We start from the raw sequence: 19,409 nt of genomic DNA, 5'->3' as shown, positions 1-19,409 counted from the left end.
TATCGCATTAGCGCGGAGTTGGGGACATCGCCAGAGGTTTTTTGGCGCGTGATGTCGTTAAAGACTGGAGTGGGGCGCCCGCGCGTCACCTGGCGGCCCTCCGACTGTGGAAATGATCGCCGAGAGCTTGTCCGTCTTCCCCCAGAAGGCCAGCGGCTCGTAGTCCGGGTACGGATAATGGCCAAGGTTGAGTTCTATCTTCCAGCCATTTTCACGAATCCAAGTCTCGACCAGCCTACGCACCGAGACAGGTTTTCCCGAGCAGATGTTGATTGCGCCAATATCCTGCCCCAGAGTGGCAAGTGTAGTAAGAAACTCCGCAACACTCGTTACCGGCAGATAGTCGCGCAACTGCTCTCCTCCCGACATGTCGAAGACTTCTCTTCCTTCCGTTACCGCTTGACGCAAATGAGAAAGAAGCGAGTTGGAGGACTGCCCGTCGCCATACAAGTAAAACAGCCTTGCCCAAACAAGATTGAATTCATGTTTCTTAGAAAGAAATTGCAACTGCTTATGCAAGGCGTTCTTGGAAAATCCATAGCAATTGCTTGGCAGGCATACGTGATCCTCGCCGAGAGCTCCGGATTGCATACCATACTCAAAGCACGTGCCTGTTACAGCCAGCGTAGGCAATCCAGTTTTTAAAAGTCGAGCAAGGAATGAATATTGCGCAGGGAGCTCTTTCTCAAAATGGTGAAGCGAATGATAGTTCGGCAATCCGCCCCATGCGAGGTGGATAAGTACATCCGGCGAACCGAGGTCCGGCCAGTCCGGCTCGTCGCCGTCGCCTATGGCGATCTCCCGGACATCCGTTCCCATATGCAGGAATTGATCCGGCAGACGTGACGCGTTGCGCACGCAGACTGTCGTTTCATGACCCCGCCGGCGCAGTTCGGCCAGGACATGGCGTCCAATGAAGCCCGTCGCGCCCGTCACCGCTACGCGCATCAGAATACCTTGAGTTCGGGTATGGACGTCACAAAGCTGGCGCCCCATTCGCGAGCGTATGCGAGTTGGGCGGCAATCTCTTCAGACAGGTTCCATGGAAGGATAATGATATAGTCCGGCTTCTCGTCGCGGATCTTTTCCTCGCCGGCTATCGGAATTCGGCTTCCAGGCATGAACTTCCCCTGTTTGGCAGGATTGAGGTCCACCACAACGCTTATCAGATCCGGGCGGACACCGGCATAGTTGAGGAACGTGTTGCCCTTCGCGGCGGCACCGTAGGCAACCACCTTTTTACCGTCGTTGCGCGCCGCCAGCAAAAACGAAACGAGCGCATTCTTTGCCTCATCGGTTCTTCGCTGGAAGCCCGCATAGCCTTCACGGGAAGACAGGCCTGCCGATGCCTCACGTTCCAGCATCGCTGCAACGGAGGCATTTTTCTCGCGCGACCCGGTGTCTTTCCTCTGCGCGAACACACGAAGACTGCCGCCGTGGGTCGGCAATTCCTCGACGTCGAAGACCGACAGACCGTTCGCATCGAATATCTGGTTCACGGCGGTCAAGGACAGATAAGAGAAATGCTCATGGTAGATCGTGTCGAACTGGACCAGATCACGCAGATTGAGCAGGGAAGGAAATTCGAAGGTGGAAACGCCATCCGGCTTCAGAATGCTTGCAAACCCCTTCACGAAATCATTGATGTCCGGCACATGGGCGAGCACGTTGTTCGCAGCCGTGAGGTCAGCGCCCCGGCCCTCGGTCATCAGTTTCTCGCCAAGCGCCTCACCGAAAAACGACTGGACGATCTCAATCCCCTTTTCGCGGGCTGCCCTGGCGGTGCTTTCGGTCGGTTCGATGCCCAGGCACGGAATTCCGGCTGCTTTGAAATATTGCAGCAGATAGCCGTCATTGGCCGCCACTTCTACCACGTGGCTGGCGGCATCGAGGCCGAACCGCTCGGTCATCGCCTCGCAATAGCGTTTGGAATGCCTGAGCCATGAGGCCGAAAAGCTGGAAAAATACGCATACTCATGGTCAAACAATTCGTCAAACCTGGCAAAATCCTCCGTCTGAACCAGCCAGCACTGGGTGCAGACGAGAACGCGAAGCGGAAACCATTTTTCAGGACCGCGCATCGCCTCTGCCGTCAGATATGCATTCGAAGGGGGCGCGCTGCCCAGGTCAACGAAGCTCTCCGTTACCGGCGCTCGGCAGTGTCTACAAATCATATTTCCAGGCCTTCGAATGCGCTTGTGATGAAAGGATGGGATTCGTCTCGAGCAGATCGCTCGGTGATGGCCATCGGCCATTCGATCCCGAACGCCGGATCGAGCATGTTGACGGCGCCCTCCGCCTCGGCGGAATAGGAAGCCGTGTGAAAATAAAGCATCTCGCAATCACTGCAGAGCGTCTGGAAGCCATGAGCGAAGCCTTCAGGGATGTAAAGGCTGCTGTGATTGTCGGCGCTTAAAGCAGTGCCATACCATTTGCCAAACGTGGCGGAGCCCTTACGAAGATCAACGGCAACATCAAAGACCTCTCCGCGCAAGCAAGACACAATCTTGGTCTCTTGAAAGGGCTGGCGCTGAAAGTGCATGCCGCGGGCTGCGCCGGCGTTCCTTGTCAGCGTGTGATTGATCTGGGCAATCTTGCGGCCGTCGAGGAATGGGGCGAGTTCCGAGCTGCAGAACAAGCGTTCCAGGTAGCCGCGGTGGTCGCTTAGCACATTGCGCCTGATCACCAGGAGCCCGGCAAGGGGCGTTTGCTCAACCGACAGCCGCGCGCTCATGAAACTGTGGTATCCAGATAGCCGCGGATCTGCTCCCGGCACAATTCAGCCATGTCCTCGCCGCGCGCCCAGGACTCGTGCCATCGAACCGTTTCTTCCAGCGCGCGACGGAGCCTCCAGCGCGGCCGCCAGTTCAATCTGGCGCGTGCCTTCGAACTCGACAATGCCAGCATATTCGCCTCATGCGGACGCTCGCCGTCGAAAATCTCCCAGCGTATCTGCGGGCGCAAAGCCTGCAGCGTCTCGACGATCCACCGCACCGGCTTGGCATCATCCTCGTCAGGCCCGAAATTCCAGCCTTCCGCGAAGCCGACGCCGTCGCGCCACAACGCTTCGGCGATCAACAGATAGCCCGACAACGGTTCGAGCACGTGTTGCCATGGCCGCGTTGCTTCCGGCGAACGGATGACGAGCTTTTCATTTCGGTCGATGGCCCGCAGGAAGTCCGGCACCAATCTGTCGGCCGACCAATCGCCGCCGCCTATGACGTTGCCCGCGCGGGCAGACGCGACGCCCACGCCCGCGGCCGCGAGGAACGAACGGCGATATGCTGCGGTCACGAGTTCGGAACAGCCCTTGCTGCTCGAATACGGGTCATGGCCCCCCATCGCTTCGTCCTCGCGATAAGCCCAAACCCATTCGCGGTTCTCGTAGCATTTGTCTGTCGTGACATTGACGACCACCCTGACCGACGATGCGTGTCGCACAGCCTCCAGGAGATGCGCCGTGCCCATCACGTTCGTTGCATAGGTTGCAAGCGGATCGGCATAGGAGAGGCGCACAAGCGGTTGAGCCGCCAGGTGCAGCACGATCTCGGGCGCCGCGGACAAAACAGCCTCACGCAGCTTGGCAGCGTCGCGGATGTCGCAGCGCAGGTCTGCTTCAAGAAACCTGCTCACTCCAGCGACGCCGTAGAGCGACGGATCGCCGGATGGGTCCAACGAAAGGCCCGTGACCTTCGCGCCCATTGCCGAAAGCCACATGCAAATCCAACCGCCCTTGAAACCGGTATGGCCTGTTACAAGGACACGCTTGCCGAACCAGAAGTCGGCGCTGGGTTTTGCGTCGGCGGTCATTACCACACCCGCCATGGCGCTTTCCCGCTCGCCCACAAAGCCTCGAGCTGATTGCGATCACGCAAGGTGTCCATGGGTTGCCAGAAGCCTTCGTGGCGCCAGGCAGCCAGCTGGCCGTCCGAAGCAAGGGTCTCAAGCGGCTCCCGCTCCCAAACCGTGGCATCGCCGGAGATACGATCGATGACTTGCGGCTCCAACACAAAGAAACCGGCGTTGATCACCCCACCATCTGCCTTCGGCTTTTCCTGAAATGACCGCACGTCGTGGCCATCCAGATTCAGCGCCCCAAATCGGCCAGGCGGCGCCGCCGCGGTAAGCGTCGCCAGCTTGCCGTGACGACGATGAAACTCGACAGTTGCGGTGATGTCGACGTCGCCAACGCCGTCGCCATAGGTGAAACAGAACGTCTCTTCGCCTATGAATTGCCGCACGCGCCGAAGGCGCCCCCCGGTCATGGTTTCATCGCCGGTGTCGATAAGCGTGACCTTCCAATCCTCCGCGCGACTCTGATGCGTAGTCATTTGATTGTTAGGGATGTCAAATGTCACGTCGCACATATGAAGGAAGTAATTGGCGAAATACTCCTTGATCATATACCCCTTGTAGCCGCAGCAAACTATGAACTCATTTATTCCGTGCGCCGAATAGCACTTCATAATATGCCAAAGGATCGGCCGGCCGCCGATTTCAACAAGCGGCTTCGGGCGAATGGACGTCTCTTCCGCCAATCGGGTGCCGAGTCCGCCGGCGAGTATCACCGCTTTCATCACAAGCTCCATGCATCGGAAAAAAATATCGCTCGAAGGTGCCTAGTCTGCTGGTCCCAGTTTCCAGGCTGCCGTTGGCGACATCCTCGATGGACAATATGCGTTGCCATCCGGGAACGGATGCTGCACCACGGGACGATAGGCAGGTTCACGGACAGAACCTCGGACAGTCGCTTTCATGAACGGCGCGCCGCATCTTCGGTCGGATCCCCGATACGGCTTCTACGTATGCGGTCATTGGGTAGTACTGAACTCCAGGCGCAGGAATATTACTACCAGAACGGCGCCGGATCGACCATCGTCTGACACTACTCTGGATTGCAAATCCCCAACCCCGTCACCCGGTCATCGCATTAGCGCGGAGTTGGAGGACCGCCAGAGGTTTTTTGGGAAAGATTTTGACCGAATTTCATAAGAGGCTTCTAAAATTCTCATGGTACTCGGGCCGCAATCGGCAAGGCGTCGGGAATTCCCGTCGGGCGAGCGCCCTCGTTCAGCAAAGCAAGCAACGAAATGGTAGTTCGCGTGAAAGAGGAAGGACGAAGATTGCGCAATTTTTGAGGTTGACAGCGAAACCCACTGCAATATTACCGGCCTTCCTTTCCACCAGCAGAAGCGGAATGATGAGATTCGGGTCAAGCGGCGTTCGAGGTTTGGCTTCGGAATTGGTCGGCAGAGCCAGCGAACTTTACACTGAAGCCTTTGCCTGGCGCTTGGTTTCCAGCGGGGTTCAGCCGAATAGTCCGATCTTCGTCGGTCGTGACTTGCGCGAGAGCAGCCCCACTATCGCCAACGGCTGCATGACGGCACTGGCCGCAAGTGGATTTCAGCCGATCGACTGCGGCGTCATTCCGACGCCCGCCCTCGCCCTCTACGCCCGGAACCACGGCGCAGCGGCTCTCATGGTGACGGGGTCGCATATTCCTGCTGACCGCAACGGCATCAAGTTTTACGGCCGTGACGGTGAAATCAACAAGGCGGACGAGGCCGCGATAACGCAATATGTCACCGAAAGGCTAAATGTGCGTGGCTCGCCGCCGATCCCTCTAGGAACGAACTGGCCCATTCGCCATAACCAAGCCGTTGCCGCTTATCGGGAGCGCGCCAATAATTTGCTTGAGGCGAACTCTCTTTCCGGCATGAGACTTGGCGTCTACCAGCACAGTTCGGTTGCAGCAGAACTTTTGCTGGAAGTTCTTCAATCGTTCGGCGCCAGCGTGGTTGCCGTTGGGAAAACCGGAACCTTCGTGCCTGTCGATACCGAAGCGGTGGACCCCGACACGATTGCAAGGTTGAAAGGCTGGGTCCGCGAATTCGACCTCGACGCCATCGTGTCGACCGATGCGGACGCCGATCGCCCTCTTGTGGCAGACGAGAATGGCGATGTTTTCCGCGGCGACCTGATCGGGCTTGCCACGGCTCTGTTCCTGAAGGCGGATACGGTCGTGACTCCGGTAACGTCAAACTCGGGCATTTCGAAAGCCTTTGGTTTCGAGGTTCGGAGGACGAAGGTCGGATCTCCATTTGTCATCGAAGGCATGGAGGCATCGTACACCGCCGGCGGCGTTGTCCTCGGCTTTGAGGCCAATGGCGGCGTTCTGGTGGGCTCGGATTGTACGGTGAACGGAAAGACATTGGCCGCACTGCCGACGCGGGACTCGCTTCTCCCGATCCTGGCTGTCCTCGGCACGGTGGCGTCGACAAAAACGAAGCTGTCGCAACTGCGCGAGCTCTGGAAGCTTCCGGTATGCGCGAGTGACCGGCTGCAGGACTTCCCCGCGGAAAGTTCAAGCAGATTGATGGACAATCTCGCCGATCGGGACGCGCTGCAGCAATTTCTCGCCCCGTTCGGGACCGTCGCCGAAGTCGACGAAACCGACGGCCTCAGGGTGCGGACGCTCGCAGGTGAGATCATACATCTGCGGCCTTCCGGCAATGCCCCGGAACTGCGCTGCTACTCGGAAGCTTCGACCGAGAGCAGAGCCACGGCGATCGTCGCCTCGGTGCTGAAACGGGCGCAGGCATTCGCGTCACAGACGAGATAGAGGACATTTGATGAAAGTGGTTCCTGTCATCATCAGCGGCGGCGCTGGCTCGCGGCTGTGGCCTGCCTCCAGGCAATCGCACCCCAAGCCTTTCCTCAAGGTGGCTGACGGGCATTCGCTGATCCAGCACACCGTGTTGAGAGCGGCTTCGATAGACGGGGTCGCCGAGCTCGTCACCGTAACTTCCAAGAACCACCTCTTCCTCACGAAAGACGACTTCGACGAGCTGGATTCCGTCGTGCTGCCGCGCACCTTCCTGCTCGAGCCGGAGGGCCGTGACACGGCCGCCGCTGTCGCCGCGGCGACGATCCACGCCAAGGCAACACAAGGCCCGGCTGCGATCCTGTGCATTTTTCCCGCGGACCACATGATCGGCGACTTGCCGGCCTTTCGAAGCGCCATCAGCCGGGCAATCGAACATGCGCGGCAGGGGCGCATCGCAACCCTGGGCATAAATCCGGACAGGCCGGACACGGCGTTCGGCTATATCGAGGCCGACGGCGAAAAAGTCCTCCGTTTCGTCGAGAAGCCGGACGTCGAGACCGCCAAATCCTATGTCGCCTCCAAACGTTTCTTCTGGAACGCCGGCATCTTCTGCTTCAAGGCGCAGATCATGCTCGATGAGATGGGCCTGCATTGCCCGGAGGTGGTCGATGCCGTTCTCGGCAGCTACGAGAATGCCGCAATCATTGATGGCGAGCGCTTTGCCAACATCGAGCTCTCGGCCAAGCATTTCGCCCTGGCTCCGCGCGTCTCGCTCGACCGGGCGGTGATGGAAAAAGCGCATAATCTCGCCGTCGTTCCTTGCGAGATGGGGTGGAACGACATCGGTTCCTGGAACGCAATGGCCGAACTTATACCTCCCGACGAGAGAGGGAACAGGATCCGCGGCGATGTCCATGTGATTGATACCGCCGACAGCTACATAAGCTCGGACAAACGGGTCATCGGCACGGTTGGCGTCAGCGACCTGGTGATTGTCGATTCCCCCGATGCGCTGCTCGTTGCGTCCCGTGATCGCGTCCAGGACGTCAAGAGACTCTTCGAGGGGCTCAAGGCTTCGGGACACGAAGCGCATTTGCTTCACAGCACGGTGCACCGGCCGTGGGGCACCTATACGGTGCTGGAGGAAGGCGAACGCTTCAAGATCAAGCGCATCGAGGTGAAGCCCGGCGGGCGGTTGAGCCTGCAGATGCACTACCATCGCTCGGAGCATTGGGTAGTGGTCAGCGGCACCGCGAAGATAGTGAACGGGGACCAGGAGCTGCTACTGACCACCAATCAATCCACCTATATCCCGTGCGGCCACAAGCATCGGCTCGAGAATCCCGGCAATATCGGCCTGGTGATGATCGAAGTTCAAAGCGGCGAGTATCTCGGCGAGGATGACATCGTGCGCTTCGACGACGTATACGGACGCACCTGACGATTCACAGGCTCGCGGGCTGGGGCGGGCAACCATTAAACACTGGGGCTTGGGGGAGCATCAGACACACCGAGAACATTGATGACAAAGACAGCTTTGATAACCGGCATCACCGGGCAAGACGGCGCCTACCTGGCAGAACTCCTGCTCTCCAAGGGCTACGAGGTCCACGGGCTCGCCAGGCGATCCAGCACCGCCGACGTGAACACCACGCGCCTGAAGTGGCTGGGCATCGAGAAAGACGTCCGGATCGTCGACGGAAATCTGACGGATTTGTCGGGTCTCGCCCGAACCATTCGCGACGTGAGGCCGGCCGAGGTCTACAACCTTGCCGCCCAGTCCTTCGTCAAATCATCCTGGCAGCAGCCGATCCTGACGGGGAACGTCACCGGCATAGGCGTGACAAATGTTCTCGAGGCGCTCCGCCTGGAATCGCCGGAGGCCCGTTTCTACCAGGCCTCGTCGTCTGAAATGTACGGCCTGATCCAGGAACCCATGCAATCGGAGACCACGCCTTTCCATCCCCGTTCCCCTTATGCGGTGGCGAAGCTCTACGGCCACTGGATAACCATCAACTACCGCGAGAGCTTCGGGCTGCATGCCTCGAGCGGCATCCTGTTCAACCACGAGTCACCGCTTCGAGGCATTGAATTCGTGACCCGCAAGGTCACCGATGCGGTCGCGCGCATCAAGAAAGGGCTGGCCAGCGAATTGCGGCTCGGAAACATCGATGCCAAGCGCGATTGGGGTCACTCCAAGGACTATGTGCGCGCCATGTGGCTGATGCTGCAGCAGGAGGAGCCGGATGACTACGTGGTGGCGACGGGCAGGACGACGACCGTGCGCGACATGTGCCGGATCGCGTTCGACCATGTCGGGCTCAACATCGACGACCACCTTGTCATCGATCCGCAATTGTTCAGGCCGGCGGAAGTCGAAATCCTGCTCGGAAACCCCGCGAAGGCAAAAAAGAAGCTCGGTTGGGAGGCAACGATCTCGCTGGAAGAGATGATTCATGAAATGGTGGATGCCGATCTCGAACGTCACAGCAATCCCGTCGGACGCCAGTCTTGAGCAGAAAGCCGCGATTGCGTTATGGCTGATACGTTGACCCATCGCATCCTGATGACCGGGGCAAGCGGGTTCGTCGGCCCCTATGTTTCCGAGGCGCTGCACCGTGTCTGTAGCCGCGACATTGCCGTTGTTGCAACCTCCAAGGATGGCGGGCCGCATCGGGTGTTCGGTCAAATCGATGCGCTGGACGTGACCGACAAAGTCGCCGTCCTGGAGGCAATCGCCCGCCATAGGCCCACGCACGTAGTCCATTTGGCTGCCGTCGCAGCCCTTGGCGCCGCCCAGGCCGACCCTCAAAATACATGGCGCATCCATGTGCAGGGCGCGCTCAACGTGGCCCACGCCATCCTCGAGAAGGCACCGGAGTGTTGGCTGCTCCACGTAGGATCGGGCCTGGTATACGGTGAAAGTGCAAAGGCGGGCCTGCCGCTGGACGAGAGCGCGTTGCTTGCACCTGTCGACGACTACGCGGTCACCAAGGCGGCGGCCGATCTCGCGTTAGGGGCGCTCTCGCGTCATGGCCTTAAATGCATTCGGCTGCGCCCCTTCAATCACACCGGGCCCGGGCAAACGGAATCATTCGCTGTGCCGGCCTTTGCCATGCAGATCGCACGGATTGAAGCAGGTCTGGCTCCTCCGGTCATTCGCGTCGGCAATCTCGATGCGGAGCGGGATTTTCTGGACGCGCGCGACGTCGCCAGCGCCTATGCGCGCGTAGTATTGAACAGCGCCGATCTGAAGCCAAACACGATTTTCAATGTAGCATCCGGCATATCGTGGCGGATGGGAGATATTTTGGAACGGCTCCTGGCGCAAAGCAGCGTCAAGATCGTCACCGAACAGGACTCCATGCGCCTGCGGCCGAGCGACCTGCCGCGTATTGTGGGCGATGCGACCCGCGCCCGTACGCAACTTGGCTGGACGCCCAAGCATCCCTTCGAGGACACCCTCGCTGCGGTTCTGGAAGATTGCCGCGCAAGGGTGGCCCTGGCTTAAACCCTCCCATCAACAACTTGAGAGTACGGAATCCATGAACGAGGTAAGCTATCACGCGATCGAGGCCTGCCGTGTCGGCAAGGGCAAGGATCTCGTCTCAGTGCTCAATCTCGGCGAGCAGGCACTGACAGGTGTGTTTCCGAAGTCAGCCTCTGAACCCGTTACCAAAGGGCCGCTCGAATTGGTCTGGTCCCCGTCCAGCGGGCTTTTGCAGCTCAGACATTCCTATGAGCCGAGCGAAATGTACGGCGACAACTACGGCTATCGCTCGGGTCTCAACCAGTCGATGGTCGATCATTTGACGCACAAGGTTCGCTTCCTGGAGAGGCTTGCCTCACCGCGCGGCGGTGACGTCGTTCTGGATATTGGTAGCAACGACTGTACGACGCTGAACGCCTATTCGACCGCAGGACTGACGCGAATCGGCATCGATCCGACCGGCAGGAAGTTTGCAGAGTATTATCCGGACGATGTGAAGCTGGTGCCGGACTTTTTCTCGGCCGAAGCCTATCGTGGCGTCTCGGCAAAGCGGGCGAAAATCGTGACATCCATCGCGATGTTTTATGATCTTGAAGATCCCATCGCGTTTGCGCGCCAGGTGGCCGAGGTGCTTGCCGAAGATGGTATCTGGCATTTCGAGCAGAGCTACATGCCGTCCATGCTTCGCCTCAACTCCTATGACACGATCTGCCACGAGCACATCGAATATTATTCTCTCGGAGTCGTCGCGAAGATCCTGGAGGCGGCCGGCCTCGAGATCGTCAACGTCGTCATGAATAATATCAACGGCGGCAGTTTCGCGGTCACCGCCGCCCACAAGGGCAACAAGAGTCTCAAAGCGGACCACGCGGTCATCAATTGGCTGCTGGAACAGGAAGACCGCATGGGGCTGTCCACACCGCGGCCGTTCCGTGACTTCGAGGAGCGCGTGTTCCGGCACAAGGACGACCTGTCGCGCCTCATTCGGACACTCGTCGCCGATGGCAAGAAGGTGCTGGGCTACGGCGCTTCGACCAAGGGCAATGTCGTCCTGCAATTCTGCAACTTCACCTCGGCCGAGATCCCCGCCATCGCCGAGGTCAACCAGGAAAAATTCGGACGCATGACCCCCGGAACGCACATTCCGATCATCTCGGAAGCGGAAGCGAGAGCGATGAAACCGGATTATTTTCTGGTCCTGCCCTGGCATTTCAAGGACGGCATCCTGCGCCGGGAGCGAGAATATCTGGCAGACGGCGGAAAGTTCATCTTCCCGTTCCCGGAGATAGAGATAATATAGCTATTCAACCTGTCCGGTCGGCGGGACGGTGTGCAACTTACCGTCTTTGGAAGGAGCACTAGCCGGAAGAGCGCAGCAGGTGTGCGGCAAGCGTCGGCTTGCCATACACTGCGGCGGCGATTAGTGACTGCGCGTGTAGCGTGTCGGGGTCGTCGGTCGCGCGAAAGAACACGGCATCTGCCCAAAGCAACCGGTCCTGGGCCGTCCCATTATTCTCCGTCAGGTAGCGGTAGCGGGCGGAAACGAGCAGGTCGATCAGCTCGAATCCGCATTTGTTGAGGAACTGCTGCACTTCCGGGTATAGCGGTTGGCCGGCGTAGATCGGAGCGAATTCGGCCTCACAATGCACGACGGCTGTCCGCTCCAGAGTCTGCCGCGCCGACTTCAAGACCATCAGTTCCGCACCCTGCACATCGAGCTTGAGGAAGTCCACGACTCCCGGCGGGAGGACGTCATCAAGGCGTTTTGTTTCCACGGTTTGCGTACCGACGGTGTGAAGTTCGCAGAGGTGATTAAAGGAAGCATTGAACGTCGAGTTTAGTGGATATAGCGATGAGGTTGCATCGTCGTTATTGATGTAAAGGGTATGACTCTCGCCGTCGCCAATGGCATAAGGAAGCAGCGTGATGCTTTCCTGTCCCTCGGCCTCTGCACGCTCGGCAAGGCGTTCCTCGAGCGGGTCGAAGCCAATAATGTCGAGAGGCGGATAAGACGCCAAGGGATCGTACGGGTTGGACCCCGGACCGAGGAGTTGAGCGCCGACATCGACAATCCGCAGAGGTCTGCCAAGAGCGCGCCGCGCATCGTTGGCAATTGCACCGCAACGCGCCTCGATGCCGCTGTTCGTGGTCGTCCTGATGCGGAACTCATCGCTCGCCATGATGCCCGCGAGCACCGCAGTCGGATCGCCGTGTTGCGCAATCTGGGCAGACCAGCTTGCCAGCCCCTCAGGATCCGGTTCCCTGCCAAGGCAGCAACGGTACAAAGCTGTGATGAACTCTTCGGGTGTAAGGGCGCTCACGCATTTCTCCTCGACTGGAACCAAGGCGGCGGATTTGATCCATCCGGCCAGGAATTCTCGGGTGCTTCCAGGGCTGGTCTGGGATGGAGTCAGCGGCTCAACGCTGCGTCCGCATTGTGAATAATGATCGACATGGGAGATCAAATGGCTGCTTCATAGAGTTCCTGGTCAATTCGCGTGAGATCTCGCAGCCTCCGAAGTGATTCCGGTGAGAGTTCCCCGGCGTGGTTCTGTTCGGTGGCGTTTGTATATGGTACCGCCTTCGCCGCAGGTAGGGGGATATTTGCAACCTTGGCAACTCGGACAAGGAAATCATGAAGGCGCTCGGTAACTCCGATGGCAGCCATACGTTTGAGGGCCAATGTAGCGCCCTCTAACAACTCAGGTTTACAAAGAGGCAGAGACGTTTGCTCCAGTGCCTCAGAGAGGGCGGACAGTGTGGCGTCGGTCCGGGTGTGGCGATGCGCTACCACCTCCAGGCTGAGCGGTAGCTTCATGAGATACCGAGCCTGGTAATCTTCGATCATTACCCGATTCAGGTCGTCCATCACAAAGTCGGTAAACGTCTGGCCCGTGACTCTAAGATGATGGGGATGCTCGGGCGCGCGACGAACATGATGCCAATGCGAACGCGTCCTGGCCACCGGCTCTCGTAGGACGGTGACCGTCACGAGATTGCGGCCGAGATACGGCTCGAGATAGCTGTGAAAGTGTCCAGCGAAAGCCTTGTAGTCGCGAAGCAGTTCCGGCGCTAGTCTCACCAAATCGTCCGCGAGCCAGGCGGGACAGAGGCGGTCGCCGTAGTAGGAGTGCAGCCACGTCCTGACCGAAACACCGGCTGTTTTGGGGATGTGCTGGAAGTAGATCGGACAGTCCTGTGTGGGCGCTCGCTTTTCAAGCCAGTTCCTCAACTGCGCGATGCGAGACGCCACCGTATTCTTCCTTCCACGTTCTGCCTGCTGTCGGTTACCGGTCAACGCTGGTGGTAATCTTGGAGACAGGCGATACTTGCAATCTGCCACGGCAAATCTCACGAGAAAGTCTCGCTGGTAATTCGGAGCGCTATTCGCCGTAGGTAGCACGCTTTGCGCAATTCAGCTGGAAAAGACGGCTCATCAAACTTGATGTCCCCAAGCCAATAATGTATCGCCTGTCACGCACAGTCGGGGCCTGGGCAGAACGCACACGATCGGGAAATATGCTGCCGACTAAAACAGGCTTTGTAGCAGAAGCATTCGCCGACATAGGCGATGCGCTCGAAAAGCATCACCTCGCGACAACGTTCAGTTGGCAGGACGTAGCTCAGCGGTATCGCCGCTCGCGGGTCGGAGTGTTTTGGCTGACTATCAATATGGGTGTCCTGATCGGTGCGCTCGGTTTCGTCTTCGGCACGCTTTTCCGCTCGCCGATGCAGGAGTTTCTTCCCTATATCTGCGTCAGCTTGATTTTCTGGAGTTTCATCGCGTCCTCGATCAACGAGGGGTGCACCGCCTTTATTGGCGCCGAGGGCATCATCCTCCAGGTGCGCATGCCGCTGTTCACCCACGTATTGCGGACGCTCTATCGCAACGCAATCATTCTTGGCCACAATATTCTCATATACCCAGTCGTCCTGTTGGCTGTCGGGCGCATACCGACATGGTACGTGGTACTGGCGGTGCCCGGCTTTGTCATTTTGTCGCTCAACTTGCTTTGGATCATGCTCATTCTGGGCGTGCTGTGCGCCCGTTATCGCGACATGACGCAAGTGATGCAGAACCTCCTGCAGGTTATCATGTACCTGACTCCAGTGATGTGGATGCCGCGCACGCTTCCCGAAGGCATTTCGCGGCTCTTGCTTGACCTTAACCCTTTCTACCACCTCATCGGCGTGGTGCGGGAACCGCTTCTAGGCGAATTGCCGTCCACAACCAGCTGGGTGGCATGCATTGCGTTCGCCGTCGTTGGCTGGGTGGTCGCGCTACTCCTGTTCAGTCGCTACCGCCACCGCGTTCCCTATTGGCTTTGAAATTCAATGGCTTCAATCACTTTGACCGGCGTCTCGGTCGAATTTCCAGTGTTCAACGCGGCAAGCCGTTCTCTCAAGAACCGGGTCCTTAGTGTTGCAACCGGAGGCGCGATCGACCGTCGGGGGGACGGGCATGTCATCGTACGCGGACTCGAGAATGTCAGCCTTTCCTTGAAGGAAGGGGACCGGATCGGCCTCGTTGGCCACAACGGCGCCGGCAAGACCACGCTGTTGCGCGTGCTGTCAGGCATATATCGGCCGACAAGCGGATCCGCGGTGATTCACGGCGAATGCGTCTCGCTCATAAACATCTCGCTGGGCATCGACCCGGAAGCAACAGGCCGCGAAAACATCAAGCTCCGTGCGGCTATGATGGGCATGCGGCCAGAACAATTGCGGGAACAATTCGACGGGATCGCCGAGTTTACTGGACTGGGTGACTTCCTCGATATGCCGTTCCGAACCTATTCGTCGGGTATGCAGTTGCGCCTGGCGTTCTCGACCTCTACGGCTATCCGGCCGGAAATACTCGTCATGGACGAATGGCTTTCCACCGGTGATGAGGATTTCAAGCATAAGGCTGACAAGCGGCTGCGCGAGATCGTCGATACGACCAAGATACTGGTCCTTGCCAGCCATTCGCGTGAATTGCTGCAGCGAAATTGCAACCGTATTTTGTGGATGGAGCACGGTCGTGTGCGGATGGACGGGCCTACAAACGAGGTCCTTCCAGCCTACTTTGGTTGAGAATTTTCCGACTGACGCCGGACGATTTCGGCTAAGGTTGGACGGGGGGAACGCCTTGGGACTCCAAGGCCACAAACGAATCGCAACAAAGCAAGCATCGAGGTCGGCCCGATCGAGGTTCGGCTGTCGATGCATTCACTAACCGGTGCGAGGTGCATTCATGGTTAGCAGCGAGCAAGGTTGGTGGCAGGGCCAAAAGGCGGCGCTGGTCGTTGCCCATCCAGGGCATGAATTGCGAGTCCATCATTGGATGGAAAACGCCAGGCCGCTGGTTCTGGTTCTGACCGACGGCTCGGGCCATCTCGGCGTCGGCCGGCTTGACCGCACCGCTGAGGTTGTGGCCGACGCGGGCGCGTCCCCAGCTGCGAATTTCTTCGGCAAGATGTCGGACCGCGAGCTTTACCGGGCCGTTCTGGCCGGCGAAATAGAGACGTTTAGGGCGCTTGCCGACGAAATCACCGCAATTTTTGCCGGCGAGGAGGTCGATTATGTCGCCGCCGACGCGGTCGAGGGATTCAATCCAGGACACGATGTCTGCCGGCTGCTGGTCAACGCGGCGCTGGGAAGGTTGCGCGACCGAAATGGGCGCGACCTCCCCAATCTCGAATTTCCGCTTGAGGCTGTCGAACTCAGGCGCGAGACGACGATGCAAGAAGGAATAAAGCTTGATCTCGACGCCGGCGCGTTCGAGCGCAAGTTGAAGGCCGTCGACAACTATCCGGAATTGACCGAGGAGGCCGACCGGCTGCGCGCGGCGCACGGCCTTGTCAGCTTCGGCGTGGAGCACCTCACGCCGGTGAACTATTTTTTGGATATTTCAAAATGCTGCGAGCAACCGCCAGCCTATGAGCGTTGGGGCGAGGAGCGGGTAAAAAGCGGCTATTACAAGACCGTGCTGCGCTTCAAGGATCATGTTGAGCCGATCGCCCGGCAATTGGCTAATTAATCCCGCATGTCATTGTTTGAGCTCGATCTGGCACAGCCCCAGACCAAGCCGCCGGTCGTCGCTCGACAGGCCTAGCTGCACAGGGCTCGCGGGGTTCTCGATCCGAAAACCGATAGTGAGGCTCGAGCCAGGCACAACTTCGCCCGGCAGCGTCATCAGCCAGTCTTGTGGCACAAAAAGCGGCGCCCCGCGGACAGTCGGCCGGAAAAGCCGTCGTTCGGCTTTCATCCCGTTCACGAAAAGCTCCACGGCGACTTTCGAGCGACGCCGGTAAAGAAATGGTACCACGCTCAGCCTGAGTGAAGTGGGCGCAGCCTCGACAGGCAAAGTGCATTCGACGGTTGCCAGATCGCCGACGGTCCAGACTCCCCACTGCTCGATCGCGGAGAACCCCGTCAGGCGCACGAAGCTTTCCGGATCGTCAGCCTGCGCCAACGACACCGGCTCGTCCAGCTTCACTGACTTTAGCTCGATCGGGATAGGTTCGATCGGCTGCGCCAACCGCGCCAAAAGCTCCTCACGCTCCGTCATCCAGGGCCATATCGGTTCAGGTTTTGGCAGCCAGGTCTGCATATGGCGCGCCAGCGAGAGATTCAGGTCGCGCGCGATCGGGGGCGCGGCCCTATGTTGCCTGATCGCTTCGTCATACAGCGACAGGCAAGCGTCCAACCATCGCGCCATCTCCGCCTCCTGGCGCGTCTTCCTCGTTACCTCCGCAGCGTCGATGGCATCATAGCGATCGATCTCGGCCGAGATCGCGTCCGGTGACAGGCGCCGTTGCAACACCCCCAATCCGAAATTGCGTCGCCGCCACGCATCCCAATTGTCGGAGCGAGCCATTCCGGCAAGGCCACGGCCGTCGCAAACAACGACAGCGCGCCCGCATGCCATGGCTTCAAGGGCACTGAGGGCGGATGTGAAGAGAAGGTCATATTGCGGCAGCAGAAGCTCGGGCTCGTTCACGAGGTCGCCCACGATGCCTCCCGCCACGTCCAGCGTGATGTCGTGCCGCTCGCAGGCGGTGCGCACGGCATGGAGATGCTGCACGTTCTTGGCGAAAGCCAGTGCCCGGCGTGGACGCTCTGGCAGCGGCGGCCCAAGCGCAAAACGATCGGTATCGATGGCATTGAGCAGCGTGACGATACGGTCTGCCGGAATACCGGCTTCAAACTGCAGCCGCTCGGCGACCGTGTCGTCGACGGCAACGTATTTCCAGATATTGGCGAGAAACGGCGGCGCGCTGTGCCAGGCGGTGAAATCATGCGCGAAATAGAGCGCCGGGGCATTCGGAAAGCGGGCCGCGGCAATGGCGGTGACCTGATTGTGGTTGCCGTGGATAATGTCGACATCCGCGGCGATGGTCGAGATGTCGTCGGTGACCGGTATGCCACGGGCCTGAATCTCTTGCGCGATCGGGCCCAATCCGGCGGCATAGACGATCGGCCTATGCCCGGCGCGCCGGAGGGCAAAAGCGACTTCCCGGGTGACGACTTCGGTTCCCGAACGCCCCGTCAGATAGATGTTGGCGATGAGGACTGTCAGCGGCGGTTCGATGATCATGGATCGGCAGGGCTCCCTACGGTGAACTGTCCGCAGCTGGGCGGTCCGAATCGCACGACGCCACGATTAACTCTATAGCTTATCGACCTTGTCCAGGTCGCCGAGTTCCTCGACAAAGTGCCTACGCCATTTTTAGGTGATCTCGTCCCGCTGCACGACGACGCCGATCTGACTCCGATCGAGGCTCATCCGTTGCAATCGTCGCGCTGGCGGTTGCCAGCAACGGCATACCGGCATATTGCGGTCGAGGATTTCGCCGTCAAACGACCTCACCTAGGACAGAGAATGAACTCATCGGGATAACGGCGCTTCGTCGGTCCGCGTCAAATAGGGAGAAGCTCAATGGGACCCAAGCAACGCACGGACACGCTGCAACCGCAATGATCAGCTACGCGCAAAAACCGTGGAGACGTTCAAAAGATGCCACTATTCGCGCGACCTATTGCAGAAAAATCACAGCCACATTCTGTGGATAGATCACGACCGCGTGGGGATGGGCGGGTCTGCCGACAAAGTCCTTCTGGTCTACTTCGATTGACGGCTTATGATTTGAAACAAGAATAAACCCGAAGAGGTTGTAAGCGATGCCAATCACGTCTTACGCCCAAAATTTTGAAGACGTTATTCTCTGGCGCGCGCTTAGGCATGTCGAGCATGGGTTCTACATCGACATCGGCGCACAAGATCCGGTAGTCGATTCCGTGAGCCGTGCCTTTTATGAGCGAGGCTGGCGGGGCCTTCATGTCGAGCCGAGTGCCGATTACGCCGAAAAGCTCCGTGCGGCACGGCCTGACGAAGAGGTGATCCAGACGGCGATCGCCCGGGAAGTGGGCGAAATCACCTTCTTTGAAATCCCCAACACCGGCATGAGTACTGGCGATGAAGGAATCGCCAGAAAGCACGAGAACGAAGGATTTAAGGTCAGGCAGGTATCGGTCTCCTCCCGACCGCTTTCGGCAATTCTGGATCTCCTTGGCGATCGCGATATCCACTGGATGAAAATCGATGTCGAGGGTATGGAACTCCAGGTAATAAAAAGCTGGCCTCCGTCAGAAGCTCGGCCGTGGATCGTTGTCATTGAGAGCACGAAACCAAATTCGCGTGAACAAAACCATGAGATCTGGGAGCAAGACATCCTCGCGCTTGGTTACGAATTTGTCTATTTCGATGGCCTAAACCGATTTTATCTAAGTGTTTCGCATCAAGAACTAAAGTCAAGATTTGACATCGGTCCGAATTATTTCGATGGCTTTGCAATCAGTCCAACTTCTTGGCTTTGTCGCAATATTAACCTCGAAATAAGTGCGCTTCGCCAAAAGGTTCTGGAGGAGAGCAGTGCCAAAGCATCGTTAGAAGCCCGTCTCGCCGACGAACAAAGTGCCAGAGCGGCGTTGGAAATACGCCTTGCCGAAGAGCAAGGCGTCAGAGCCGGGTTGGAAACGAGCCTCGCCGAAGCGCAAACCGCAAGAGCCGACCTCGCGTCCCGTGTGCAAAGCGAAAGAGCCGCGATGGAGTTGCGTCTAGCAGAGGAACAAGGCGTCAAGCAGGCGCTAGAAGCCCGGCTTGCTGCGATTTATGCTTCAACCTCGTGGCGTATCACCGAGCCGATGCGAGCTTCGATCCGCGCCGTTAGGCGATTCGCACGATGCTGAACTGGAATCCGCGGCTTTCTCCATTTTGGGCGACACCGTGGACGAACCCGATGTCTGGATTGTGCTGTATTTTTCTGT

General features: G+C 58.7%; 17 protein-coding genes. 9 read left to right on the top strand and 8 right to left on the bottom strand.

Annotated features, from left to right (window positions below; genetic code table 11):
• Nucleotides 1-57: 57 nt before the first annotated feature.
• From AU465_RS03520 to rfbF, 5 genes are read right to left on the bottom strand one after another with little or no spacing between them, the layout of a single operon-like run.
• Complete coding sequence (locus tag AU465_RS03520; RefSeq protein ID WP_192244078.1) at nucleotides 58-948, bottom strand: NAD-dependent epimerase/dehydratase family protein; 891 nt, start codon at nucleotides 946-948, stop codon at nucleotides 58-60.
• A complete protein-coding gene (locus tag AU465_RS03515) occupies nucleotides 948-2,174 on the bottom strand; it encodes a class I SAM-dependent methyltransferase (RefSeq protein ID WP_192244076.1) in 1,227 nt (408 codons plus the stop codon). The genes AU465_RS03520 and AU465_RS03515 overlap by 1 nt, the downstream gene beginning before the upstream one ends.
• On the bottom strand, nucleotides 2,171-2,734 hold the full coding sequence (locus AU465_RS03510; RefSeq protein ID WP_192244074.1) for a dTDP-4-dehydrorhamnose 3,5-epimerase family protein: 564 nt from the start codon (nucleotides 2,732-2,734) through the stop codon (nucleotides 2,171-2,173). Before AU465_RS03510 ends, AU465_RS03515 begins: the two co-directional genes overlap by 4 nt.
• On the bottom strand, nucleotides 2,731-3,810 hold the full coding sequence (gene rfbG / locus AU465_RS03505) for a CDP-glucose 4,6-dehydratase (RefSeq protein ID WP_192244072.1): 1,080 nt from the start codon (nucleotides 3,808-3,810) through the stop codon (nucleotides 2,731-2,733). Before rfbG ends, AU465_RS03510 begins: the two co-directional genes overlap by 4 nt.
• Nucleotides 3,810-4,577, bottom strand: coding sequence for a glucose-1-phosphate cytidylyltransferase (rfbF, locus tag AU465_RS03500; protein WP_192244070.1), 768 nt, complete (start codon nucleotides 4,575-4,577; stop codon nucleotides 3,810-3,812). The genes rfbG and rfbF overlap by 1 nt, the downstream gene beginning before the upstream one ends.
• 623 nt (nucleotides 4,578-5,200) lie before the next feature.
• Here rfbF and AU465_RS03495 point away from each other — a divergent pair.
• The 5 genes from AU465_RS03495 to AU465_RS03475 all read left to right on the top strand — a co-directional run bounded on the left by AU465_RS03495 (nucleotide 5,201) and on the right by AU465_RS03475 (nucleotide 11,397).
• A complete protein-coding gene (locus AU465_RS03495) occupies nucleotides 5,201-6,622 on the top strand; it encodes a phosphomannomutase (RefSeq protein WP_192244170.1) in 1,422 nt (473 codons plus the stop codon).
• A 10-nt stretch (nucleotides 6,623-6,632) separates the two neighbouring features.
• Entirely contained in the window at nucleotides 6,633-8,048 is a 1,416-nt protein-coding gene (locus AU465_RS03490; RefSeq protein WP_192244068.1) for a mannose-1-phosphate guanylyltransferase/mannose-6-phosphate isomerase, read from the top strand.
• An 81-nt stretch (nucleotides 8,049-8,129) separates the two neighbouring features.
• Nucleotides 8,130-9,122, top strand: coding sequence for a GDP-mannose 4,6-dehydratase (gene gmd, locus AU465_RS03485; RefSeq protein WP_192244066.1), 993 nt, complete (start codon nucleotides 8,130-8,132; stop codon nucleotides 9,120-9,122).
• Between the two features lie 21 nt (nucleotides 9,123-9,143).
• Entirely contained in the window at nucleotides 9,144-10,118 is a 975-nt protein-coding gene (locus tag AU465_RS03480; RefSeq protein ID WP_246505837.1) for an NAD-dependent epimerase/dehydratase family protein, read from the top strand.
• Entirely contained in the window at nucleotides 10,012-11,397 is a 1,386-nt protein-coding gene (locus AU465_RS03475) for a class I SAM-dependent methyltransferase (protein ID WP_246505836.1), read from the top strand. Before AU465_RS03480 ends, AU465_RS03475 begins: the two co-directional genes overlap by 107 nt.
• Nucleotides 11,398-11,455: 58 nt before the next feature.
• Here the strand turns inward: AU465_RS03475 and AU465_RS03470 are convergent, their stop codons facing one another.
• Nucleotides 11,456-12,418, bottom strand: a complete 963-nt coding sequence (locus AU465_RS03470) for an FkbM family methyltransferase (protein WP_192244063.1) — start codon at nucleotides 12,416-12,418, stop codon at nucleotides 11,456-11,458.
• 140 nt (nucleotides 12,419-12,558) lie between these two features.
• Nucleotides 12,559-13,350: a sulfotransferase family 2 domain-containing protein gene (locus tag AU465_RS03465; protein ID WP_192244061.1), complete on the bottom strand. Its 792-nt coding sequence runs from the start codon at nucleotides 13,348-13,350 to the stop codon at nucleotides 12,559-12,561.
• 266 nt (nucleotides 13,351-13,616) lie between these two features.
• Here AU465_RS03465 and AU465_RS03460 point away from each other — a divergent pair, with 266 nt between their 5' ends.
• The 3 genes from AU465_RS03460 to AU465_RS03450 all read left to right on the top strand — a co-directional run bounded on the left by AU465_RS03460 (nucleotide 13,617) and on the right by AU465_RS03450 (nucleotide 16,119).
• Nucleotides 13,617-14,426, top strand: a complete 810-nt coding sequence (locus AU465_RS03460) for an ABC transporter permease (RefSeq protein ID WP_192244059.1) — start codon at nucleotides 13,617-13,619, stop codon at nucleotides 14,424-14,426.
• A gap of 6 nt (nucleotides 14,427-14,432) precedes the next feature.
• A complete protein-coding gene (locus AU465_RS03455; protein ID WP_192244057.1) occupies nucleotides 14,433-15,173 on the top strand; it encodes an ABC transporter ATP-binding protein in 741 nt (246 codons plus the stop codon).
• 337 nt (nucleotides 15,174-15,510) lie between these two features.
• Nucleotides 15,511-16,119, top strand: a complete 609-nt coding sequence (locus AU465_RS03450; protein WP_192244055.1) for a hypothetical protein — start codon at nucleotides 15,511-15,513, stop codon at nucleotides 16,117-16,119.
• A gap of 9 nt (nucleotides 16,120-16,128) precedes the next feature.
• Here AU465_RS03450 and AU465_RS03445 read toward each other — a convergent pair whose 3' ends face one another.
• The gene (locus tag AU465_RS03445) at nucleotides 16,129-17,679 is read right to left on the bottom strand and encodes a glycosyltransferase (RefSeq protein ID WP_192244054.1); all 1,551 of its coding nucleotides are present in this window, start codon (nucleotides 17,677-17,679) and stop codon (nucleotides 16,129-16,131) included.
• Between the two features lie 584 nt (nucleotides 17,680-18,263).
• Between AU465_RS03445 and AU465_RS03440 the strand changes: the two genes are divergently transcribed.
• Nucleotides 18,264-19,331, top strand: coding sequence for an FkbM family methyltransferase (locus AU465_RS03440; protein WP_192244051.1), 1,068 nt, complete (start codon nucleotides 18,264-18,266; stop codon nucleotides 19,329-19,331).
• Nucleotides 19,332-19,409: the final 78 nt, after the last annotated feature.

The organism is Mesorhizobium silamurunense (assembly GCF_014843905.1).
GTDB classification, from domain to species: domain Bacteria; phylum Pseudomonadota; class Alphaproteobacteria; order Rhizobiales; family Rhizobiaceae; genus Mesorhizobium; species Mesorhizobium silamurunense.
Note: the sequence above shows the minus strand (reverse complement) of the source record. Positions and strands in the feature narration are given on the sequence as shown.